The 18,219-nt window shown below is 67.0% G+C and carries 16 protein-coding genes; 3 read left to right on the top strand and 13 right to left on the bottom strand.

Annotated elements, in window-relative coordinates:
• Positions 1-28: 28 nt before the first annotated feature.
• Both BJ960_RS06605 and BJ960_RS06600 read right to left on the bottom strand, forming a co-directional pair.
• The gene (locus BJ960_RS06605) at positions 29-1,414 is read right to left on the bottom strand and encodes a class II 3-deoxy-7-phosphoheptulonate synthase (RefSeq protein ID WP_121078582.1); all 1,386 of its coding nucleotides are present in this window, start codon (positions 1,412-1,414) and stop codon (positions 29-31) included.
• A 115-nt stretch (positions 1,415-1,529) separates the two neighbouring features.
• Positions 1,530-2,210, bottom strand: a complete 681-nt coding sequence (locus BJ960_RS06600; protein ID WP_121078584.1) for a lysophospholipid acyltransferase family protein — start codon at positions 2,208-2,210, stop codon at positions 1,530-1,532.
• A gap of 138 nt (positions 2,211-2,348) precedes the next feature.
• Here BJ960_RS06600 and BJ960_RS06595 point away from each other — a divergent pair, with 138 nt between their 5' ends.
• Complete coding sequence (locus BJ960_RS06595) at positions 2,349-4,178, top strand: AMP-dependent synthetase/ligase (protein ID WP_307814746.1); 1,830 nt, start codon at positions 2,349-2,351, stop codon at positions 4,176-4,178.
• Positions 4,179-4,254: 76 nt separating this feature from the next.
• On the opposite strand, the gene def is transcribed toward BJ960_RS06595, so the two are convergent.
• Positions 4,255-4,746 (bottom strand): peptide deformylase, encoded by a 492-nt coding sequence (gene def, locus BJ960_RS06590; RefSeq protein WP_121078517.1) that lies wholly within the window; start codon positions 4,744-4,746, stop codon positions 4,255-4,257.
• 87 nt (positions 4,747-4,833) lie between these two features.
• On the opposite strand from def, the gene BJ960_RS06585 reads away from it, so the two are divergent.
• Positions 4,834-5,646 carry a ParA family protein gene (locus BJ960_RS06585; protein WP_185986712.1) on the top strand — a complete coding sequence of 271 codons (813 nt, stop codon included), beginning with the start codon at positions 4,834-4,836 and terminating at the stop codon, positions 5,644-5,646.
• Positions 5,647-6,278: 632 nt separating this feature from the next.
• On the opposite strand, the gene BJ960_RS06580 is transcribed toward BJ960_RS06585, so the two are convergent.
• The 4 genes from BJ960_RS06580 to BJ960_RS06565 form a co-directional block, all read right to left on the bottom strand.
• Complete coding sequence (locus BJ960_RS06580) at positions 6,279-6,800, bottom strand: MerR family transcriptional regulator (protein WP_237463835.1); 522 nt, start codon at positions 6,798-6,800, stop codon at positions 6,279-6,281.
• Positions 6,801-7,009: 209 nt separating this feature from the next.
• A complete protein-coding gene (gene ftsR / locus BJ960_RS06575; RefSeq protein WP_121078521.1) occupies positions 7,010-7,687 on the bottom strand; it encodes a transcriptional regulator FtsR in 678 nt (225 codons plus the stop codon).
• On the bottom strand, positions 7,687-8,139 hold the full coding sequence (locus tag BJ960_RS06570; protein ID WP_259125173.1) for an FHA domain-containing protein: 453 nt from the start codon (positions 8,137-8,139) through the stop codon (positions 7,687-7,689). The genes ftsR and BJ960_RS06570 overlap by 1 nt, the downstream gene beginning before the upstream one ends.
• A 159-nt stretch (positions 8,140-8,298) precedes the next feature.
• Positions 8,299-9,768, bottom strand: coding sequence for an XRE family transcriptional regulator (locus BJ960_RS06565; protein ID WP_121078523.1), 1,470 nt, complete (start codon positions 9,766-9,768; stop codon positions 8,299-8,301).
• A 264-nt stretch (positions 9,769-10,032) separates the two neighbouring features.
• On the opposite strand from BJ960_RS06565, the gene aceB reads away from it, so the two are divergent.
• Entirely contained in the window at positions 10,033-11,688 is a 1,656-nt protein-coding gene (aceB, locus tag BJ960_RS06560) for a malate synthase A (RefSeq protein ID WP_185986710.1), read from the top strand.
• An 85-nt stretch (positions 11,689-11,773) separates the two neighbouring features.
• Here aceB and mnhG read toward each other — a convergent pair whose 3' ends face one another.
• The 6 genes from mnhG to BJ960_RS06530 are packed head-to-tail and all read right to left on the bottom strand — an operon-like array spanning position 11,774 to position 18,087.
• Positions 11,774-12,238: a monovalent cation/H(+) antiporter subunit G gene (mnhG, locus tag BJ960_RS06555; RefSeq protein ID WP_185986709.1), complete on the bottom strand. Its 465-nt coding sequence runs from the start codon at positions 12,236-12,238 to the stop codon at positions 11,774-11,776.
• Positions 12,231-12,539 (bottom strand): MrpF/PhaF family protein, encoded by a 309-nt coding sequence (locus BJ960_RS06550; protein WP_185986708.1) that lies wholly within the window; start codon positions 12,537-12,539, stop codon positions 12,231-12,233. The genes mnhG and BJ960_RS06550 overlap by 8 nt, the downstream gene beginning before the upstream one ends.
• Positions 12,536-13,096 carry a Na+/H+ antiporter subunit E gene (locus tag BJ960_RS06545; protein ID WP_121078529.1) on the bottom strand — a complete coding sequence of 187 codons (561 nt, stop codon included), beginning with the start codon at positions 13,094-13,096 and terminating at the stop codon, positions 12,536-12,538. The genes BJ960_RS06550 and BJ960_RS06545 overlap by 4 nt, the downstream gene beginning before the upstream one ends.
• Complete coding sequence (locus tag BJ960_RS06540) at positions 13,089-14,759, bottom strand: Na+/H+ antiporter subunit D (protein ID WP_185986707.1); 1,671 nt, start codon at positions 14,757-14,759, stop codon at positions 13,089-13,091. Before BJ960_RS06540 ends, BJ960_RS06545 begins: the two co-directional genes overlap by 8 nt.
• Positions 14,756-15,208: a Na(+)/H(+) antiporter subunit C gene (locus tag BJ960_RS06535; RefSeq protein ID WP_121078533.1), complete on the bottom strand. Its 453-nt coding sequence runs from the start codon at positions 15,206-15,208 to the stop codon at positions 14,756-14,758. Before BJ960_RS06535 ends, BJ960_RS06540 begins: the two co-directional genes overlap by 4 nt.
• Entirely contained in the window at positions 15,205-18,087 is a 2,883-nt protein-coding gene (locus tag BJ960_RS06530) for a Na+/H+ antiporter subunit A (protein WP_244960240.1), read from the bottom strand. Before BJ960_RS06530 ends, BJ960_RS06535 begins: the two co-directional genes overlap by 4 nt.
• Positions 18,088-18,219: the final 132 nt, after the last annotated feature.

The following is an 18,219-nucleotide window of genomic DNA, read 5'->3' as shown; positions in this document are numbered from 1 at the left end:
GAGCCGGAACCGGCGGGTCTTCGATGCGTTAGCGGGCGCCGGCGCCGACGGTCCGCTTGAGCTCCTCAGCCACCTGGAACGCGAGTTCAAGCGACTGCATGTGGTTGAGCCGCGGGTCGCACACCGACTCGTAGCGCGTCGCGAGCGCCTCCTCGTCAATGTTCTCCGAACCGCCGAGGCACTCGGTGACATCGTCCCCGGTGAGCTCAACGTGGATGCCGCCGGGGTACGTTCCGACCTCGCGGTGAGCCTCGAAGAAGCCCAGCAGCTCGTCCATCACGTCGTTGAAGCGGCGGGTCTTGAACCCGGTCGCGGTCGTGATGCCGTTGCCGTGCATCGGGTCGGTGACCCACAGCGGCTGCGCGCCGGCGTCGCGAACGCCAGCGAGCAGGCCCGGGAGCACGTCGCGGATCTTCTCGGCGCCCATGCGGGTGATGAACGTCAGGCGGCCGGGCTCGCGCTCAGGATCGAGCTTGTCGATGAGCCGCAGCGCGTCGTCGGTCGTCGCCGTCGGGCCGAGCTTCACGCCGATCGGGTTGCGCAGCTTCGAGAGGAAGTCGACGTGCGCGCCGTCGAGGTCGCGGGTGCGCTCGCCGATCCAGAGCATGTGCCCCGAGGTGCCGTAGAGCTCCCCCGTCCGCGAGTCGATGCGCGCAAGCGGACGCTCGTAGTCGAGCAGCAGCGCCTCGTGGCTCACGTAGAACTCGGTCTGGGTGAGCGCGGTGTGGTCAACGCCGCACGCGTCCATGAAGCGGAGTGCGCGGTCGATCTCGGTCGCGAGCGCCTCGTACCGCTGGTTCGCGGGGTTCGACACGAAGCCCTGGTTCCAGGAGTTCACCTGGCGCAGGTCGGCCATCCCGCCCTGCGTGAACGCGCGGATGAGGTTCAGCGTCGACGCGGAGACGTGGTAGCCACGCACGAGTCGGCTCGGATCAGCGGTGCGCGAGGCCTCGGTGAAGTCGTAACCGTTCACGAGGTCGCCGCGGTACGCGGGCAGCGTGACGCCCTCGCGGGTCTCCTCGTTGCTCGATCGGGGCTTCGCGAACTGGCCGGCCATGCGACCGACCTTGATGACCGGCATCGAGGCACCGTATGTGAGCACGACGGCCATCTGCAGGAGCGTCTTCACGCGGTCGCGGATCTTGTCGGCCGTCGCGGCCTCGAAGGTCTCCGCGCAGTCGCCGCCCTGCAGCAGGAATGCCTCGCCGCGGGCCGCGCTTGCGAGCCGCTCGCGGAGCTGATCGACCTCGCCGGCAAACACGAGCGGCGGTTGCGTCGACAGCTCGGCCTTCGCATACTCGAGCGCTGCGGCGTCGGGCCAGCTCGGCTGCTGCTTCGCCTCGAGTGCACGATATGCATCGAGCTGCTCAAAGGTCTGCTGCGCCGTCAGGGTCTCTACGCTTGCTGCGTTCATGGCCATCCCGTGTGTATCTCAAAAGTGCCGCCCCTATTGGCGGCACCACTCAACACTACCCAACACGCCGCACCGGCGTGGCATTCCACACCACAGCCATGAGCGAACCTGCCACCTACTTGCCGGTACGCTCCCGAACGCTCGAGGCGTAGACGTCGACGTACTCCTGGCCGCTGAGCTCCTGGATCGCGAGCGTGATCTCGTCCGTCACGCTTCGCAACACGAAGCGGTCTGCGCTCATCCCCTCGAAGCGCGAGAAGTCGAGCGGCTGGCCGATAACGGTGCCGATGCGCCGGATCTTCGGGAACTTCGCTCCGATCGGCATCGCCTTTTCGGTGTCGATCATGACGACGGGCACGACGGGCACGCCAGACTCGAGCACCATGCGCGCGACGCCCGTGCGGCCGCGGTACAGCCTCGCGTCCGGGCTGCGCGTGCCCTCGGGGTAGATGCCCAGCACATCGCCGCGGTCGAGCACCTTCAGCGCCGTGTTCAGCGATGCCTCAGAGGCCTTGCCGCCCGAGCGGTCGATGGGCAGCTGCCCGACGCCGAGCATAAAGGTCTTCACGAGCCAGCCCTTGAGGCCCTTCCCGGTGAAGTATTCGCTCTTCGCGAGGAAGTAGACGCGTCGTTCGATCATGATCGGGAGGAAAAACGAGTCAATGACCGATAGGTGATTCCCGACAAGAATTACGGGGCCAGTCGCCGGAATGTTCTCGGCTCCCTCCACCCACGGCCGGTACACCGCTTTCAAAAAGGGCCCGACGATCAGGTGTTTAAAGATCCAGTAAAGCAAAGTGAGCTGGTTCCCTTCGTAGAGCTCCAGAATAGCGGGCCCGCGCATCCACAGGCGCATAGAGATAGGGTGAGAGCATACATGTCCGCGGCGAAACCGCTGCGCACAGCGTCCGACACGAGGTACAAAGGAGTTGCCGTGAAGCTGTCAGAAACACCACTGCTCGTTCCCCCGGTTCCCGAGGATAACATTACAGACCTTCTGGAACAGCGGGTGGCGGCCACCCCCGACCGCGCCCTCTTCGCGACGCCGTCGAACGGCGGCTGGACCGACATCACGGCGACCGAGTTCCGGAACCAGGTCGTTGCCCTCGCCAAGGGGTTCGTCGCGGCCGGCGTCGAACCCGGCGACCACATCGCGTTCATGTGCAAGACGAGCTACGAGTGGACGCTCGTCGACTTCGCGCTGCACTACGCGGGCGCGGTCATGGTCCCCGTCTACGAGACCTCGTCCGCCCTGCAGATCCACTGGATCCTTGAAGACTCGGGCGCTCGCGGGTTCATGATCGAGACCGGCGACCAGTTCGGCAGGTTTGCCGAGGTGCAGGACGAGCTGACGAAGGTCGACCTGGTCTGGCGCCTCGACGAGGGCGCAATCGCGACGCTGAGCTCGCAGGGCGCTGGCGTTGAGGACGCCGAGATCGAGCGCCGCCGCAACCTCGCCTCGGGCGACGACATTGCGACGCTGATCTACACGTCGGGCTCCACGGGCCGCCCGAAGGGCTGCGTGCTCACCCACTCGAACTTCGTTGACCTGTCGCGCAACGCTGGTGGCGCGCTGTCGGAGCTCGTCCAGCAGCCAGGGGCGGCGACGCTGCTCTTCGTGACGCTCGCGCACGTCTTCGCCCGCTTCATCTCTGTCCTGTGCGTCCACGGTGGCGTCCGGGTCGGGCACCAGGCCGACACCACGCAGCTGCTTCCGGCGCTGAGCACCTTCCACCCGACGTTCCTCCTCGCGGTCCCGCGCGTCTTCGAGAAGGTCTACAACTCGGCCGAGCAGTCGACCGAGGCCGAGGGCAAGGGCAAGATCTTCCGGGCCGCGGCGAGGGTCGCCGTCGAGCACTCGGAGGCGCTCGACGCCGGCAACGTGCCATTCATGCTCGGACTCAAGTTCAAGGTGTTCGACAAGCTCGTGTACTCGAAGCTGCGCGAGAAGCTCGGCGGCCGCGTCAAGTATGCCGTCTCGGGCTCCGCCCCGCTCAGCCAGTACCTCGGCCACTTCTACCGGAGCCTCGGGATCAAGATCCTTGAGGGCTACGGCCTCACCGAGACGACCGCCCCGGTCACGGTGAACCTTCCCGACAAGTTCAAGATCGGCACCGTCGGCCCCGCGCTGCCCGGCCACACCGTTCGAATCGCCGAGGACGGCGAGATCGAGGTGAAGGGCATCGACGTCTTCAAGGAGTACTGGAACAACCCTGAGGCCACCAAGGCCGTCTTTACCGAGGACGGGTTCTTCAAGACCGGCGATCTCGGCTCGCTCGATAGCGACGGCTACCTCTCAATCACGGGCCGCAAGAAGGAGATCATCGTCACGGCGGGTGGCAAGAACGTCGCTCCGGCGGCGCTCGAAGACCCGATCCGCGCGAACACGATCATCAGCCAGGTCGTAGCGGTCGGCGAGCAGAAGCCGTTCATCGCGGCGCTCGTGACCCTCGACATGGAAATGCTGCCTGCCTGGCTGAAGAACCAGGGCGAGAACCCCGACATGACAGTCGAGGAGGCCTCGCGCCACCCGAAGGTGCTCGCAGAGGTGCAGCGCGCCGTCGACGAGGGCAACAAGTACGTGTCTCGGGCCGAGTCGATCCGTAAGTTCGTCATCCTGCCGACCGACTTCGTCGAGGCGAACGGTCACCTCACGCCGAAGATGAGCATCAAGCGCGACAACATCCTGCGCGACTTCGCGTCGGAGATCGCCGACATCTACGGTGAGAACCCGCAGACCGAGGCGCTGCAGACGCAGCACTAGCCGACGCACACAGCGCTGGGGGCGCTCCGACCTGAACGTCGGAGCGCCCCTTCTGCGTTGTTCGGCGGCGAGTCCGCTAGAACCAGGCGGAGGTACGGATCTGGCGCATTGCTTCGCCCCGGGCCTCGCGGTCGAGCCGAGAAATGTAGAGCTTCCCGTCGAGGTGATCGCACTCGTGCTGCAGCGCCTGGGCCTTCAGCCCCTCGCCCTCGATGGTGATCTCGTTGCCGTCGAGATCGATGCCGCGCACTTTCGCGTACGGGTATCGCATGACCTCGAACCAGAGATCGGGAACCGACAGGCAGCCCTCGCCAGTGGGCACGGGCTCCCCCGACACCTCGACGAGTTCCGGGTTCAGCACGTACTCGATGTGGCCGTCAATGTTCAGGCTGAACGCGCGCAGCGTGTACCCGATCTGCGTCGAGGCGAGCCCGGCGCGGCCCGGCTCGTCGACCGTTTCAACGAGGTCGGCGACCATCGCCTGAACCCCTGAATCGATCTCGGTCACCTTGTCGCAGACGGTGCGCAGCACCGGATCCCCGAACAGTCGAATCTCGCGTTTTGCCATAGCTTCGATGCTATCGGGTCGAGCGAAATTGCCCCGGTTCCGAAGAACACCCACCTGTTTCCAACCGGAATCCAGTAAGCTCGAAACGTGCATGTACTGAGTGTGAGCTCCCTCAAAGGTGGCGTAGGAAAGACGACCGTAAGTCTCGGCATTGCGTCGGCGGCGTTCTCTCGTGGACTCAGGACGCTGGTCGTCGATCTCGATCCGCAGTCCGACGTCTCCACTGGGCTCGCAGTCGACCCGGAGGGCTTCGCGAACGTCGCCGACGTGCTTGAGTCGCCCAAGGAGAAGGTCGTGCGTTCCGCGATCGCCCCGAGCGGCTGGAACGAGTTCCACGAGGGCGGCAAGATCGACCTGCTCGTCGGCAGCCCCTCCGCCATCAACTTCGACGGACCGCATCCGTCGGCACGCGACATCTGGAAGCTCGAGGAGGCGCTCGCAACCGTCGAGGCCGACTACGATCTCGCCATCATCGACTCCGCTCCCTCGCTGAACGCACTGACGCGTACCGCGTGGGCGGCGAGCGACCGCGTCCTCATCGTCACCGAGCCGAGCCTGTTCGCCGTCGCAGCGACCGACCGCGCGCTGCGCGCAATCGAGGAGATCCGCCGCGGCGTGAGCCCCCGACTGCAGCCCCTCGGCATCCTCATCAACCGCACGCAGCCGCAGTCGATGGAGCACCAGTTCCGCATCCGCGAGCTGCGTGAGATGTTCGGCCCCCTCGTGCTCAACCCGCAGCTTCCAGAGCGCCCCGCACTGCAGCAGGCGCAGGGTGCGGCGAAGCCCGTGCACCTCTGGCCCGGCGAGCCGGCGCAGGAGATGGCCGCAAACTTTGATCTGGTCCTCGACCGCGTGCTCCGGTCCGCCGGCCAGGCCGCAGCTCAGGCCAAGCAGGCCTAGCGCCACCTCGGTGCGGGTGATTCGGCCCCAGAGGCTCACTCCGTAGCCTGAGCCAGGATCTTAGATCAGGGGCTGCTCGGTCGCACCTGGCAGTCCCTGAGGCATACCCCAGGGTGCCGGGTAATACCTGCGCCTGCCATCGAGAGTCGAGAGCATTCCGCGCTACCAGGCATGGCTCTCCCCCAGTGCGCAGCCGGGACGTCCACGGGTGTCCCCACGTAGCTACGTAGAATCCCGCGGCGTGCGCCCGAAAGGCGCCACCTCAGCCGACTCCGACATGCCCGGCAGGCCCGACAAGCCCGGCGACCCCGAAGGCCCCGGCGACCCCAAAGGCCCCGGCGACCCCAAAGGCCCCGGCAAGCCCGGAGAATCTCCAGCGCCACCGCATGGGAACGGCCGTACCAATGCAGCTTTCGTGGCACCGTGGCATACGAAGCGTCGATCACATACGCAGCGCGGGCGCGGGGAGACTCGGCATGGCTGCGGAGCCAGGGGCAAAGCTAGGTCAAGAGCCAGCCATGGCGGAGCCAGGGGCCGGGGAAAGCTAGGTCAAGAGCCGGCCATGGCGGAGCCAGGGGCCGAGCAAAGCTAGGTCAAGAGCCGGCCATAGTGGAGCCGCGGCCGGCCGGGCGCTAGGAGGTCTTGCGGGCCGCGCGACGCGCAGCCAGCTCGTCGCTCAGCGAGGAGTCGTCGGCGGCCTTCTCACGGTGATCGTCGAGGTCGACGAGCGAGGTCTCGACCTCGCGCAGCACCTTGCCGACGGCGATGCCGAACACGCCCTGGCCGCGGCTCACGAGGTCGATAACCTCGTCGTTCGAGGTGCACAGGTAGACGCCAGCGCCGTCGCTCATGAGCGTGGTCTGCGACAGGTCGTGGACGCCCGCCTCGTGGAGCTGGGCGACGGCGGTGCGGATCTGCTGCAGCGAGATACCCGTGTCGAGCAGGCGCTTCACGAGCTTCAGCACGAGGATGTCGCGGAACCCGTACAGCCGCTGCGAGCCCGAACCGCTCGCGCCACGCACGGTCGGCTCGACGAGCCCGGTGCGCGCCCAGTAGTCAAGCTGGCGGTAGGTGATGCCTGCAGCACGCGCGGCGACGGCGCCCTTGAAGCCGCCGTCGATGTTCGGCTGGGGAAGCCCGTCGCTGAACAGCATCTCTGCGGAATCCAGGTACTCCCCAGCACCAGTGCCGCTCCCGCCGAATGGCGGTTCGATGTGCTCCATGACATCCCTCTCTCGCGTTGTGCTCAATTCACCTAACGCTATCGGCGAGAGGCCCCCGAGGCAACGACCGCGGGCAGCGAATTCCGTTTTCGACCTTAAGGTTCTAGTTGAAGGTGAGAATTCAGCGGAATCACGCCGTTTTACAGGGCGCCAAACTTGCGGCGCAACACGCCGGAGCGGACGGTCTCGAGATACTCGACGAGTTCGAGCGAGCCGTCCACCGCGCTCGGCGATCCCTGCTTCTCGCCGCGCGACGACACCGCGTGCGCGAGCATCTCAGCTTCGCGCTCGGCGGCGATCCTGAGGGAGCGCAGATGGCGGGGCGTGAGGCCCGCCTGCGCGAGGCGCACGAGCGCGTTCAGCTGGGCGATCGAGTCGAACGGGAACACCTCGGTGGCCGGCAGCAGGCCCGCGGCGATCGCCTCGCCAAGGAACCGCTTGTTCGTCGCCGCAGCGTGGCAGAGCTCGTCACTCGAGAGCACTTCCTTCGACGACAGGATCGTCGACGCGCTACGCTGCGAGGCGCCGGGGATCACGGGATCGCGCCCGGCGTCGAGCTCCTCGAGCACCTCCGCGATCTTCTTCAGCGGAAGATAGTGGTCGCGCTGCAGCGTCAGCACCAGACGTACGCGCTCGACGTGCTCCTGCGAAAACTTCCGGTAGCCCGACTTTGTGCGCTCGGGCGTCACGAGTCCCTGATCCTCGAGGAACCGCAGCTTCGAGGGCGTCAGGTCAGCGAAGTCCTCCTGCAGCGCAGCGAGCACCTGACCGATGCTGAGAAGCCCTACGGGCACCGCCCGCAGTTGCGCCGCTCCCATCAGAAGGAGCCTGGGAGATCAAACCGGGACGCGAAGAAGGTGAAGCGGAACTTGCCCACCTGCACCTCCACGCCGTCCTCGAGCACGACCTCGCCGTCGATGCGCTCACCGTTGCAGTAGGTGCCGTTCAGCGAGCCACGATCGAGCACCGAGAAGACGGTGCCGCGGCGCTTGAACTCGGCGTGCTTGCGCGACACCGTCACGTCGTCGAGGAAGATGTCGGCGGCCGGGTGGCGGCCCGCGACCGTCGAATCCTGATCGAGCAGGAAGCGTGCGCCGAGGTCCGGGCCGCGGCGCACGACGAGCAGCGCGGCGCCCGACGGCAGCGACTGCACGGCCTCAAGCTCGTCAACAGTGAGGTCGGTGACCTGCGCGCGAATCATCGCGTTCAGATCCTCACGGAACTGCTCCGTGGCGCGTACCTCGGTATCCTTATTCCGCTTCTCGCTCACCACTGTCTCACCTGTCTCATCCTCGTCGAGGCTCGAGCCTCGATACTTTCCCTCTACGCTATCGCAGTGAGGCATCGCGGCGCATCCCTGCGCTCGAAATGGGTCGTCACGGCTCGTGCGCGCGCGCCCGAGGGGCGCCGCCGAGTCCCCCGCAGCCCGCTATTCGTGGGACTCGAGGAACTCGTAGACCTCGTGCGAGTCGACGCCTGGGAATGTGCCGGTAGGCAGCGCGGCGAGCAGGCTCGTCGGCGTTGCGGCCTCCGGCCAGGCCGACGCCTGCCACTTCTGCGTCAGCTCGCTGGAGGCGCGCCGGCAGCAGCGCTCGTCGGGGCAGAACGACTGCGACCGGTGCTGCGTCTCGCGCCCGCGGAACCACTTCACGTCCTCGAAACGCACGCCGACGCTCACCGAGTACTGGCCCTCCTTCGCGTTCTCGAGACGCGAGGTGCACCAGTAGGTGCCGCCCGCCGCCATATCCGTGTACTGGTACCACGGGTTGAAGAAGTCGGGCTGGGCGAACACGGTCCGCGCCGTCCAGTTGCGGCACACCATCGCGCCCTCGAGGTTGCCGAGCGCGTCGGACGGGAAGCGCACGCCGTCGTTCTCGTACGCCTTGATCAGGGTGCCCGACTCGTGCGCCTTCATGAAGTGCACGTTGAGGTCGAGCCACTCGGTTGCGAGGTTTGTGAACCGGTGCGCCGCCATCTCGTAGGAGACGGCGAATGCGTCGCGCAGATCCTCCATCGAGATTTCGCGGCGCTTCTTCGCGTCGCGCAGCGATTCGACCGCGGCGGCCTCCGGCAGCAGCACCGCGCCCGCGAGGTAGTTCACCTCGACACGCTGCTTGAGGAAGTCGCCGTAGTTCCGCGGCTCCTCGTGCCCGCAGACGAGGCTCCCGAGGGCGCGCAGGATCGGGGCGCGGGCGTCGCGCGACGGCAAATTCGCGCTCAGGTAGATCCTGCCGTTGCGGCGATCAATCACCGACCGCGTCGAGTGCGGCAGGTCGCTGACGTAGTGCAGCGTGAACCCGAGCTTCTCGGCGACCTTTGCCACGGTCTGCTGGAGCACCGGCCCGCCCGAGTAGCCGACGCTGTCGAGCAGTTCCGCCGCAGCCCGTTCGAGGTCGGGATAGTAGTTGTTGGCGACGCGCATGCCCGCCCGGAGCTCGGTGTTGGCGCGGCGGGCCTCCTCCGGCGTCGCGGCGCGCTCGCTGTGGAGCCGCTCGACCTCCTGGTGCAGGCCGATGATCGCGCGCAGCGTCTCATCGTTTGTTGCCTTCGATACGCGGATGGGCTGCAGCCCGAGCGACCTGAACACGGCGCCGCGTTGCGCCCGCTCGACGGAGATCTCGAGGGCGGCTCGCTCGCTCGGCGCCTCGTCGAGGAGAAGCTCGTCGACGGTGGACTGGAGGGCTGACGCGAGCGCGCGCAGCAGCGGGAGCCGGGGCTCGCGCTTGCCGTTCTCGAGCGCGGACAGCTGCGAGGGCGCGCGGTCGACGGCCTGCGCGAGCTGCTCGAGGGTCATGCCGAGTTCGGTGCGGCGCTCGCGGATCCGGCGCCCGAGCGTCAGCGCGTCGCCGGCGTCCGCCTCGGGCTCTGCGGGGGCGAGGTCGAGTGCTTCGATCGTCATGCCTCCATGGTGACAGAGCGAAAATCTTTCGGCAAGCAGAAAAACCCCATTATTTCTCGCTACAGATGCGGCTCGACGGGCAAACTCCGGGTCCAGGATAGAAGCACACCAGGCAATTCCCCCGGGGATCGGGTTCACGAAGTCATCAATGGCGAACGACACCGACCCCGGGGTCCAGCAGCAACACCCAGCGGCTTCACCACACACGCACCGACACCGATTCACCACCGGAGCCGGCGCACCCATCACGCTAAGGACACCGACATGAACACTCCAACCGCAACCGCTGAGCGGACACGCACGTTCTCCCCCACGACCCACGCGCCCAAGCTCGAGGTCAGCGGCCGTCCCTTCGACCGCTCCGACGAGATCCTCACCCCGGAAGCGCTCGCGTTCCTCACCGAGCTGCATCAGCGCTTCGCGAGCACCCGCCACGAACGCCTCGCCGACCGGCAGCGTCGCCGGTACGAGATCGGCAACGGCCGCGACCCCAAGTTCCGCGAGGACACCCGGCACATCCGCGAGGACGCCTCGTGGCAGGTCGCGGCCCCCGCTCCCGGCCTCGAGGACCGCCGCGTCGAGATCACCGGCCCGACCGACCCGAAGATGACGATCAACGCGATGAACTCGGGCGCGAAGGTCTGGCTCGCAGACCAGGAGGACGCCACGAGCCCGACCTGGCGCAACGTCATCGGCGGCCAGCTGTCGCTGTTCGACGCGATCCGCGGCAAGCTCGAGTACACGAGCCCCGAGGGCAAGGAGTACCGCGTCACGGCGACGGAGACCCCGACTATCGTGATGCGGCCGCGCGGCTGGCACCTCGTAGAGAAGCACATCCGGTTCACCGACGCGCAGGGCCAGCAGGGCGCAGCCTCCGGCAGCCTCGTCGACTTCGGCCTCTACGCCTTCCACAACGCGAAGCAGCTCATCGAGAACGGTCACGGCCCGTACTTCTACATCGCGAAGCTCGAGTCGAGCGAAGAGGCGAAGCTGTGGGATGACATCTTCAGCTACACCGAGGAGCGCCTCGGCCTCGCTCACGGCACGATCCGCGCCACCGTGCTCATCGAGACGCTGCCCGCAGCGTTTGAGATGGAGGAGATCCTGTACGTGCTGCGCGACCACATGGCGGGCCTGAACGCGGGCCGGTGGGACTACATCTTCTCGATCATCAAGAACTACCGCGGCCGCGGCGCGCGCTTCGTGATGCCCGACCGCAGCGAGGTCACCATGACGGTACCGTTCATGCGCGCGTACACCGAGCTGCTCGTGAAGACGAGCCACCGGCGCGGCGCGCACGCGATCGGCGGCATGAGCGCGTTCATCCCGAACCGTCGCGACCCCGAGGTCACCCGCCTCGCTGAGGAAAAGGTGCGTGCAGACAAGAGCCGCGAGGCCGCGGACGGCTTTGACGGCACCTGGGTGGCACACCCAGACCTCATTCCGGTTGCGAAGGCGGAGTTCGATGCCGTGCTCGGCGATCGCCCGAACCAGGTCGACCGCCAGCGCGACGACGTCGAGGTGACCGCCGCGCAGCTGCTCGACGTGCACATCGGTCGCGACATCACCGAGGCAGGCGTGCGCGACAACGTCTCGATCGGCGTCCGGTACATCGAGTCCTGGCTCCGTGGCGTCGGCGCCGCCGCGATCGACAATCTCATGGAGGACGCGGCGACCGCCGAGATCAGCCGCTCGCAGATCTGGCAGTGGATCCACCAGGATCAGCGCACCGCTGACGGCACGCCCATCACCCGCGCGTGGGTGACCGAGATCCTCGCAGAGACCGTTCGCGGCTTCGAGCGCTTCGAGGGCGACCGCTACGACGACGCGGCGGAGCTGTTCGCGGACGTCGCGCTCGGCGACACCTTCCCGACGTTCCTCACGGTGCCGGCATACAGCCGCTACCTCGTCGACGCGTAGGAAGCCGCGCGCACGTCCGAGCGCGCTGGTGGTGAAACGGCCGGCCCCCTCCACACGGAGGGGGCCGGCCGTTTCGCGTGTCCGGTTAGCTCACCGTCGGCGGCCTGCCGGGCGCCTGGTCGCCCTCGGCATGTTCCGCCTCGAGCTCGCGATCGCGAGCCTCTTCAGCGAGCGCCTGCTCGCGATCCTGCTCCGCCGCACGCGCCGTCGCCCGCTCGACCGCTGGGCCAAGCTCGTCGACGAGGATCGTGCGCGAGTCGAGCTGCCCGGTACGGTACGCGGCACGACCAACCATGTGCGCCGCCGTAGGCGCAGTGAGCGCCTGGAACACGAAGACCGGCACGAGCGCGAGGAACACGCCAAGCGAGCGCTGATCGATCGCGACCGCGGCGACCACGAGCAGCAGGCCGAAGATCTGCGGCTTCGTCGCCGCGTGCAGCCGGCTCAGCGCGTCCGTGAAGCGGAGCAGTCCGATGCCGGCGGCCGCCGAGAGCGCCGCCGCGAGCAGCAGGCAGATCAGCGCGATGACGTCGAGTATCTGGTCAAACATGCTCGGCCTCCCCCGCCGACTCGGGCAGATCCTGCTCGCTGCGCCGCTTCACGTACCGGGCGACGACGATCGTCGCGAACGTCGCGGTCGCTGCGATCGCGACCATAATCGGGATGGAATCCGTGTGGTTGCGCGCGACCATGTCGGCCCCGAGCGAGAGGATCACCGTCGTCAGCAACACGTCCGAGGCGACCATGCGGTCGAGGATCGTCGGGCCGCGCACGATCCGGATCAGCGCCGCGAGGGCGGTGAACGTCAGCCCGACGCCAATCGCGATGAACATCACAAGTTCGAACGTCATTTGCGCACCCCCGCTACCTCTTCCTTCGAGCCAAGCGTCAGAATGAGCAGCCGCTCGATCGTGGACACGTCGTGCCGCATCTTCGTGATCGACTTCTGCGACGGCGTATTCAGCACGTGGAGGTACAGCACCGACCCGAACCGATCCACCTCGGCGACGAGCGAGCCCGGGATGAGTGAGATCGTCAGGCCGACGACCGTGAGGATGAAGTCAGAGCTCGTACGGAGCCGAACGGCAATGATCGAGGTCATCGGCACCGGCCCCGGCCGCACCGCGAGCCACGCGACCTCGAACGAGGCGCGCGACAGGTTCCACAGGAAGTAGCCGAGGTACCTCAGCGCGTACCACGGGTTAAACCTGCCGGCGAGCGCCACTGGCGGCAGGTAGAACACGCGCATCATCACGATCGAAACGACGATGCCGCTCACGAGCGAGAGCAGCGAGGCCTCGCGCCAGAGCATCATCCAGAGGATGACGAGGCCGACAAGCAGCGGCAGCTCGTGGAAGCGCACGATGAGCTCCATGCCGGTCACCGTGCGGGGCGTGCGCTTAGCCATTGGGTGCCTCCTCCGGTGCTCCGGTGGACCCGCTGCCACCGTTCGGGTGGTCGCCGTCGAGGACGAGCGACGCGAGCGTGTCGGGCGCCGCGAGATCCTCACCCGCGCGCTCGGCGTACCCGAACAGCGGACCGGCCGCGAACGTGAGTACCAGGCTGACGCCGATCATGCCGACCGTCGCTCCAACCATGAGGCGTGGAATACCGCGCTGCTCCTGCGTCGGCGCGGCGTCGGGAGCGTCTTGCAGCCGCTCGATCATCGCTTCCTCACGCTCGCGCAGCCTGAGCGCCTCGGTTGACGGCGCCTTCGCGGGCTCCTTCGCGGGGCCGGCCGGCGCCGCGGTGGCGGGCTTGGGCCGCCAGAACGCGAGCACCCATGCGCGGGCGAGCGCGTAGAGCGTCAGCAGCGAGACGAGCGCGCCGATACCAATGAGCCAGTATGCGGCAGGGGTCTGCAGGGCGGCGCCGGCCGTGAACAGGCCCACCTTCCCGAGGAACCCCGAGAACGGCGGAATGCCGCCGAGGTTCAGCATCGGGATGAAGAACAGCACTCCGATGACCGGCGCACTTCGCAGCATGCCGCCGAGCCCCGAGAGTGACGTCGTACCGCCCTGGCGTTCCATCAGCCCCACCGCGAGGAACAGCGTCGTCTGCACGATAATGTGGTGCGCGATGTAGTAGATCGTTGCCGCGAAACCGGCGGACGTGGCGATCGCGATGCCGAAGATCATGTACCCGATATGGCTGATCAGCGTGAACGAGAGCATTCGCTTCACGTCAAGCTGCGAGATCGCCCCCAGGATGCCGACGAGCAGGGTGAGCGCCGCTATCACCATGAGTAATGGATCCACGCTCGATTCCGGGAACAGCATCGTCTGCGTGCGGATGATCGCGTACACGCCGACCTTTGTCAGCAAGCCGGCAAAGACCGCGGTCACCGGTGCGGGAGCCGTCGGGTAGGAGTCCGGCAGCCAGAAGGCGAGCGGGAACACCGCCGCCTTGATACCGAACGCGATCAGCAGCGCCAGGTTGAGGATGAGCTGCAGGTCGCTCGGAAGCTCAGCGATCCTCGTCTGCAGCTGGGCCATGTTCACGGTGCCCGTGGCGCCGTAGACGAGGCCGATCGCGGCGAGGAACAGGATCGACGACACGAGCGACACGATGACGTAGGTGACGCCGGCCCGGATACGGGGCGCGGTGCCGCCGAGGGTGATGAGCACGTAGCTCGACACGAGCAAGATCTCGAAACCGACGTACAGGTTGAAGAGGTCGCCCGCGATGAACGCGTTGAAGACGCCAGCGCCGAGCACCATGTAGGTCGGGTAGTAGATGGAGACCGGGGTCTCCTCATCGCCGTCGGCGAGGCCCTGGCCGATCGAGAAGATGAAGACCGCAAGGAGCACCACCGCGGAGACGGCGAGCATGATCGCCGAGACGCGGTCGACCACGAGCGAGATGCCGTATGGCGCGGCCCAGCCGCCCACCTGCATCACGAGCGGTCCGCCGCGGTCGACGATGAACATGAGCGCGATCCCGAGCACCGAGCTCGCGGTGAGCGCGACGAGCGTGATGCCGCGCTGCAGGGCGCCGCGACCGGGCGCCGCGAGGGCGAGCGCCGCGCCAACAAGCGGGATCAGTACGACGAGGGGCACGAGGAACGTCACTTGCGGGCCCCCTCTGTCTCGTCTTCTGGCACGTCTTCCTCAAACTCTGGGGCGTCCTCGAGGTCTTCCTCGGTGACCTGCCCGGTGGTGAGCGTCTCCGCGCTGCCGATTGCGAGATCGTCTGCGTCGTCCTCAACGTGGTCGTCGCTCACGCGTGCGAGACGCCACGAGCGATAGATCAACGCGAGCAGGAAGGCGCTCACGCCGAAGGTGATCACGATGGCGGTGAGGATAAACGCCTGCGGAAGCGGATCGCTGATCGCCTCGTCCCCGCCCGCAATCGGTGCTGCGCCGAAATCCCCAGACATCAGGAAGATGAGGAGGTTCGTCGCGTTGCCGACGAGCAGGAAGCCGAGCATGATGCGGGTGAGGCTCCGGTCAAGCAGCAGGTACACGCCCGCGATGTACATCACGACCATGACCGCAACCAACACGAGGGGCATTGTCATCGTGCAACCTCCTCTGCAAACTCGGCGTGATCTTCTTCTTCTTCGTGTTCATCGATCTCCGAGCCGAGACTCCTGAGTACGTCGAGCACGAGGCCGAAGACCACGAGGTAGACGCCGATATCAAACAGCGTGGACGTGACAAGCGGCAGCGAGCCGAACGGGCCGAGGTCGATGTCGACCCAGCTCGACGCGAGCGCGGGCTGGCCGAAGAACAGCGGCAGGATCGCCATCGTGACCGCGAGCGCGAGTCCGATGCCGAGGATCCGGCCGGCGTCGAGCGACACCGTCGCCCGGAGCTCGTGCCGGCCACCCGCGAGGTAGCGGGCGACGAGCGCGAGGCCGGCGACCAGGCCAGCGGCGAACCCGCCACCGGGCGCGTTGTGGCCAGACAGCAGGAGGAACACCGACAGGATCAGCAGGCCGTGGAAGACCAGTCGGACGACGACCTCAAGGATGATCGAGCGGCGCTCCGGGCGCAGGTACGAGCCTGCGAGCAGCCAGTTCATGCGGCTCGCGGGATCCTCGGGATCCGCGACACGGAGCAGGTGCGCGCGCGTCGCATTGCGCGCCTCGCGCCTGCTGAGGTGCGGGCTCTGATCGTTGCGCGTGTTCAAGAAGACGAGCGAGGCCACGCCGGTCGCGGCCGCGAGAATCACGGACAGCTCCCCCATCGTGTCCCACGCACGGATGTCGACGAGCATCACGTTCACGACGTTGTAGCCGTGGCCGCCCTCGACGGCGAGCTGCGGCAGCCCGAGCGAGATCGGGTCGGCAATGCGCGCCCCGAGCGAGATGACAGCGACGGTGCCGAGCACCAGCCCGACGCCGGTACCGAGCAGTAGCCTAAACGCCCGCTTTGCCGCCTTCGGACGCGACGCCATGTGCGCCGGGAGCCTGCGAATCACGAGCACGAACGCGATCAGGGTGACAGTCTCCACGAGCAGCTGCGTGAGCGCGAGATCGGGCGCGCCGTGAAGCGCAAAGATCGTCGCCATGCCGTAGCCCGTCACGCCCACGAGCAGGCCACCCTGGAAGCGGGTGCGGGCGCGCATCGCGAACAGCGCGGCCACGATCATGACGATCGCAATCGGGATGTCGACGGGGCTCGACACGAGCGATAGCTCCTCCGGCCACTGCTGCACCGACAGCACGGTGCCACCGAGCGCGATCACGACGACGCTGAGGATCACCGCGAGGTAGAACGGCAGCGAGCCACGCTGGGTGAGCGAGGTGAACTTCACCGCGATCGTGTCGAGGACGTGCGTGGCCACCCAGTAGGCGTGGGACCCGGAGAACCGCTCGGACGGTGGCGGCAGGGTCACCGCGAGGCGACGAGCTGGGAAGAACACGAGGATGCCGAGCGCGACGATCACCGCGGAGAACAGGAGCGGCAGCGTCCACCCGTGCCAGATGCTGAGGTGCTCGGGGTCGCCGAGTGGCGACGCCGGGACGGCGGCCCGAATGAGCGGGTCGAGCATCGGCGACGCGACGCCGTAGAGCACGGCGATGGCAGCGAACATGGCGGGCGCCACGACGATGCCGGGCGACACGCGGGTTTCGATCGGGGTGGGCTCGACGCCGGGCTTCGTCGCGAACGCGCCCCAGATGAACCTGATCATGTACGTGACAGTCAGGATGCTGCCGACGATGGCCACCACGAGCGCGACGTAGGCCGCGGGCTGCGACGCGCCCACCTCGAGCAGCTCGGCGAAGGCCGACTCCTTCGCGATGAAGCCAAAGAATGGCGGCAGCCCTGCCATCGACGCGGCCGCGACGAGCGAGACAACGGCAAGGATGGGGAACCGCTTGCCAATGCCGCTCAGTCGGCGCAAATCGCGGACGCCTGTCGAATAGTCGATGATGCCGACGGTGAGGAACAGCGGCGCTTTGGCCACCGCGTGCGCAAAGAGCAGCACGAGGCCGGCAAAGGTCACGCGCGGGTCGCCGACGCCGATGACCATCACGAGGAGGCCGAGCTGGCTCACCGTGCCCTGGGCGACGATCAGCTTAATGTCGAACTGCCGGAGCGCACGGAACCCGCCAACGAGCATGGTGATGCCGCCGAGGATGACGAGCGTCCAGCGGTACCCCGGGACGTCTGCGAATGGTTCGCTCATTCGCGCGATGAGGTACACGCCCGCCTTCACCATCGCCGCGGCGTGCAGGTAGGCGCTCACCGGGGTCGGAGCCGCCATGGCACCGGGCAGCCAGAAGTGCAGCGGGAAGATCGCGGACTTAGAGATCGCACCCAGCAGCACCAGGTAGACCGCGACCGTCACCAGCGTCCCCTGCGGAGGATCGGCAATGATCTCCGAAAGCAGCGGCGTCCCGCCCGCCTGCACGATCAGCACGAACCCGACGAGCATCGCGAGTCCGCCGAGCGTGGTGATCATGAGCGCCTGGAGCGCGGCAGAGTTCGCGGTGCGAAGTCGAAGCACGTGGCCGATGAGCAGGAAGGAGAAGACCGTCGTCGCTTCCCAGAAGATGAAGAGCAGGTAGACGTTGTCGGCAATGACGAGGCCAAGCATGCTCGTCGCGAAGCCCATGAACACGGCGGCGAAGCGGGGAATGCCGAGCTCGCCGTCGTCGAAGTAGTGCGCGCAGTAGAGCAGCACGAGCGCGCCGGCGCCCGTGACGAGGAGGGCGAACAGCGCCGAGAGCGGGTCCAGCTGGAACGTGAGATTCACGTTGAGCTGCGGGATCCATTCGAGATGCTCGACGAGCGTCTCTCCCCCGAACACCTCGAGCGACAATACGACGAATACACCGAGCACGGCGGCCATACTCGCTGCGAGGATCAAGAACACGCGGCGCCCAAAGCGCTTCGCGAGCGGATGAGAAACGAGAGACACTAGCGCGAGGAAGAGAATAGTACCCATCATCGCGCCCATTGGCTGCCTACTTTCGCATTGTCCGTCGTCCAGCCACCAGTTTATCGGATGATTGCGCGCACCGATGGCGTGTCTACCAATCCGGTGTGAACTTGGGCGGGGACGCGCCGCAGCGTGCGG

It is taken from the genome of Leucobacter aridicollis, from assembly GCF_013409595.1.
GTDB classification, from domain to species: Bacteria; Actinomycetota; Actinomycetes; order Actinomycetales; family Microbacteriaceae; genus Leucobacter; species Leucobacter aridicollis.
This window is presented reverse-complemented; position numbering and strand designations above follow the sequence as displayed.